Genomic DNA, 3,610 nt, shown 5'->3' on the forward strand with positions numbered 1-3,610 from the left:
CGGCCCCGCCGCCACCCGCAACGCCCTGTCCGTGCAGGGCAAGGACATCGACGTCGACGCGATGGCCAAGGAGATGGGCACCACCGAGGACGGCACCAACAGCATCAACGACATCACCCCGGTGCTGAACAAGGAGACCGGCAGCAAGGACGCCTACCGGTCGGTGGAGATCCGCGACAGCAAGGCCGACCGCAAGCAGACCGACAAGCTGCGCACCGACATCGTCCGCACCATCGACGACGGCCGCGCCGTGGTCGCCAACATCGCCGGCACCACCACCGACACCGACGGCACCACCCACTCCTTCGAGGGCGGGCACTACATCAGCGTCATCGGCTACCGCGACGGCGGCAACACCGTCACCATCGCCGACTCCGCCAACCCCGACCAGGCCTCCTACCGCATCAGCGTCGACAACCTCGCCGACTGGATCGCCACCCGCGGCTACTCCGCCGCCTCCTGACCCACCAGCACCACCGACAAGGGCCGGCCCACCCGGGGCGGCCCTCTCGTCGTACCCGAAATACGCCGGCAGCCGTCGCCGGGCGGGTCGGCCGCGTCACCCGGCTGCCGGTTTCCGCACCCGACCGGTGCGGCAGGATGGGTGCCGTGGCGAAACGTGGGGCCCGCCGGAGCGCGGCCGACGACCAGGACCGGCCGTGCCCGTGTGGCTCCGGCCTGCCGTACGCCGACTGCTGCGGCCCGGTGCACCGCGGCGAGGGCACGGCCGGGACGGCCGAGGCGCTGATGCGCTCCCGGTTCAGCGCCTTCGCCGTCGGTGACGCCGGGTACCTGCTGCGCAGCTGGCACTCCTCCACCCGACCGGCCCGGCTGCGGCTCGACCCGGGCGAGCAGTGGACCCGCCTGGAGATCGTCGACACCGACCGGGGTGGCCTGTTCGACAGCACCGGCACCGTCGAGTTCCGCGCCCACTACCGCGAGGCCGGCCGGCCGGGGACGCTGCACGAGCGCAGCCGCTTCGTCCGGGAGGACGGGCACTGGGTCTACCTCGACGCCCTGCCCGACTGAGCCGGCGCGACCTGCTCGCCCGCCGTGGCGCGGCGCGTTACCATGGCGTCGGCGCCGTCCCGCGCCTCACCTCCTTACCGGTGCTCACGCCACCGGCGTCGCGGAGGCAAAGGAGACCTTGAGTCTTCGGGGCGCCGTGCCACATGCCCAGGCAACGGCGGGTCGACAGGAGCGTGAGTCCCCACGACCGCGCCGTCGACAGGGAGCATGTGATGACGCGCCAGAAATCCTTCAAGTCCCGGGTCCGTACCCGGATGGACAAGACCGGCGAGAGCTACACGGCGGCCCGCCGGCACCTGCTGGCCGGCCCCGTCGCGGCTGAACCGCCGACCGCGGCGCCCGCCGAATCCACTCCCCCGGCCCCCGGATCGGGGGCTGCACAGGCCGACCGGATCTCCGAGGCGATGCTCCGCGAGCGCACCGGCCGGGGCTGGGACGAGTGGTTCGCCCTGCTGGACGAGTGGGGCGCGGTGCAGCGTACGCACACCGAGACGGCCCGCTGGCTGGTGACCGCCCACGAGGTGCCGGGCTGGTGGGCGCAGACCGTCACCGTCGGGTACGAGCAGGCGCGTGGCCTGCGCGCCCCCGGGCAGCGGCGCGGCGGCGGCTGGGAGGCGAGCGGCAGCCGTACGGTCGCCGTGCCGGTGGACCGGCTGTTCGAGGCGTTCAGCGACGACGGACTGCGCCGGCGGTGGCTGCCCGACGTGGAAATCCGGGTACGCACGGCCACCCGGCCGAAGACCTTCCGCGCCGACTGGGAGGGCGGCCCGACCCGGATCGTGGTCGGCTTCTCGCCCAAGGGCGACACGAAGGCCTCGGTGGCCGTGGTGCACGAGAAGCTCACCGACGCCGAGCAGGCGGCCGCGCTCAAGGCGTACTGGCGGGACCGGTTGGCCGCGCTCAAGCAGTTGCTGGAGTCCGGCGAGGCGGGGCGCTGAGCAGCACGACCTCCGTGCACCTGCCGGGCTGACCGCCGGCCCGGTGGCGGTCGTCGCCGTCACCGGGCCGGCCCGGTCAGCCGAAGGCGACCCGTTCCAGCCAGAAGTCGAGCAGCTTCGCGTCCCCGATCACCTCGACGCCCGCCGTGTCGACGGAAAGCCGGCCGTAGACCAGCAGCAGCAGGTTGGACAGCGGCCCGCGTACGGCCACGGCGGCCTTCTCGTGCGACCGCCGCCAGGCGATTCCGTCGCCGGTCAGGTCCACCACCCACTCGGCGCCCAGCTCGGCCCGCGTGTCGGTGGCGTGCAGGTGCAGCGTCCGGCCCGGGCCGAGCAGCTCCCGGCGGTCCGGGTGGAAGTCGAACATCTGCGGCAGCGCGCCCAGCTCCAGCCACTCGTCGAGGGCGTCGACGGCGACCTCCGGCGCGACCGCCACGTCGAGGCCCAGGGCGAGCGCGGCGTCGGCCCGGTGCACGAGCGTCTCGTGGGCGAACCGGCGCGCGAAGAACGCCGGGCTGCCCGGCCCGAGCGGGGTCCACACCTGCGCCGCCGGCCCGGCGTCGCGCAACGCCCCGGCCAGGTCGGCGGCTCCCTCGACCAGCCACGGCCCCACCACCGCCGGGTCCTCGTCGGCGTATGGCGACAGGTCGCGGAAGTGGCTGTCCGACGGGGGCGTGGACGGCCGGGTGCGGACGATCTCCGCGGCCCACCGCTGCCCGCCACCGAGGTGCCGCACCAGCTGGCCCACGTTCCAGCCCGGGCAGGACGGAACGGCGACGGTCAGGTCGGCGCCGTCGAGATGCGACCGCAGCAGGTCGCTCTGCTGCACGATCTCGGCGTACCAACGGTCGTAGCTCACACCGGTCATCCGGCCACGCTAACCGCCGGCACCGACACGAGCCGCCCGCCGGGCCGGGCACCCCGCCCGCTTTGCCAACGGCCGAACGTGCCCGCCAGGCCACCGGCGCGACTCAGGGTGCAGGCGCGATTCACGTCGGCCCGCCGCTGCGGCCGGCCACCGGCTCCCGCCCGCGACCGCCACGGCGAGCGTCGCGGGAGGCCAGCAGCACGAGGGCCACCAGCAGGTACGGCACGGCCGCCATCACGAAGGCGGCCCGGTTGCCGCCCACTGCGGCGACCAGGGCGTACCCGCCGTAGACGGCGATGATGGTCAGGTCGGTGGCCATGCCGGCGACCGAGGTGACGGTGGCCCGTCCCGGCCCGGTGATCCGCGCCTGGAGCCGGGCGTCGGCCAGCACCGTGGCCAGTTGGAAGGCGCAGAACGCGACACCGACCAGCACGAACCCCGCCGGGTGGGGCAGTCCCGCCCCGGCGGCGAGCGCGACGGCGGCCACGGTGAGCAGCGCGGCGTAGCCCCGGGTGCCCAGCCGTTCGGCCGGCGCCGCGAGCAGGCCACCCACGGTCACCCCGGCCGAGACGAGCAGGAGCAGCAGCGGCACGGTCGGCTCGGCGACCCCGGTGTCCCGCGCCAGCAGCGGCGTGTTCGGTCCAGCGGCAGGAGCGGCTAGAAGGGCCAGATGCTGCGCAAAGTCGTTGACGGGAGAGGGCTCAAGCCGGGGGAGGAGAAGCTGGTCTTCAACCGCTTCTGGCGGGCCGACCCGTCCCGGGCCCGGCAGACCGGC

4 protein-coding genes and 1 pseudogene are annotated in these 3,610 nt (G+C 74.5%); 3 read left to right on the plus strand and 2 right to left on the minus strand.

Going from position 1 to position 3,610, the window contains the following annotated elements; all coding sequences use genetic code 11:
- From JNW89_RS31020 to JNW89_RS31030, 3 genes are all read left to right on the plus strand, one after another.
- The coding region (locus tag JNW89_RS31020) for a C39 family peptidase (protein WP_238451778.1) at window positions 1–463 on the plus strand (463 nt) is incomplete at its 5' end.
- A gap of 146 nt (window positions 464–609) precedes the next feature.
- Window positions 610–1,029: a YchJ family protein gene (locus JNW89_RS31025; protein WP_334574429.1), complete on the plus strand. Its 420-nt coding sequence runs from the start codon at window positions 610–612 to the stop codon at window positions 1,027–1,029.
- Between the two features lie 212 nt (window positions 1,030–1,241).
- Entirely contained in the window at window positions 1,242–1,967 is a 726-nt protein-coding gene (locus JNW89_RS31030; RefSeq protein WP_238451780.1) for a DUF4287 domain-containing protein, read from the plus strand.
- A gap of 76 nt (window positions 1,968–2,043) precedes the next feature.
- Here JNW89_RS31030 and JNW89_RS31035 read toward each other — a convergent pair whose 3' ends face one another.
- Entirely contained in the window at window positions 2,044–2,835 is a 792-nt protein-coding gene (locus JNW89_RS31035; RefSeq protein ID WP_238451781.1) for a maleylpyruvate isomerase family mycothiol-dependent enzyme, read from the minus strand.
- A 121-nt stretch (window positions 2,836–2,956) separates the two neighbouring features.
- Window positions 2,957–3,499: pseudogene (locus JNW89_RS31040) on the minus strand (MFS transporter); the annotation flags it as partial.
- Between the last annotated feature and the right edge of the window lie 111 nt (window positions 3,500–3,610).

The organism is Micromonospora sp. 4G55, assembly GCF_016803375.1.

Excerpts from the sequence above, each read along its gene's own strand:
- JNW89_RS31035 (WP_238451781.1), bottom strand. The coding sequence starts at position 2,835 with ATGACCGGTGTGAGCTACGACCGTTGGTACGCCGAGATCGTGCAGCAG.
- JNW89_RS31030 (WP_238451780.1), top strand. The coding sequence starts at position 1,242 with ATGACGCGCCAGAAATCCTTCAAGTCCCGGGTCCGTACCCGGATGGAC.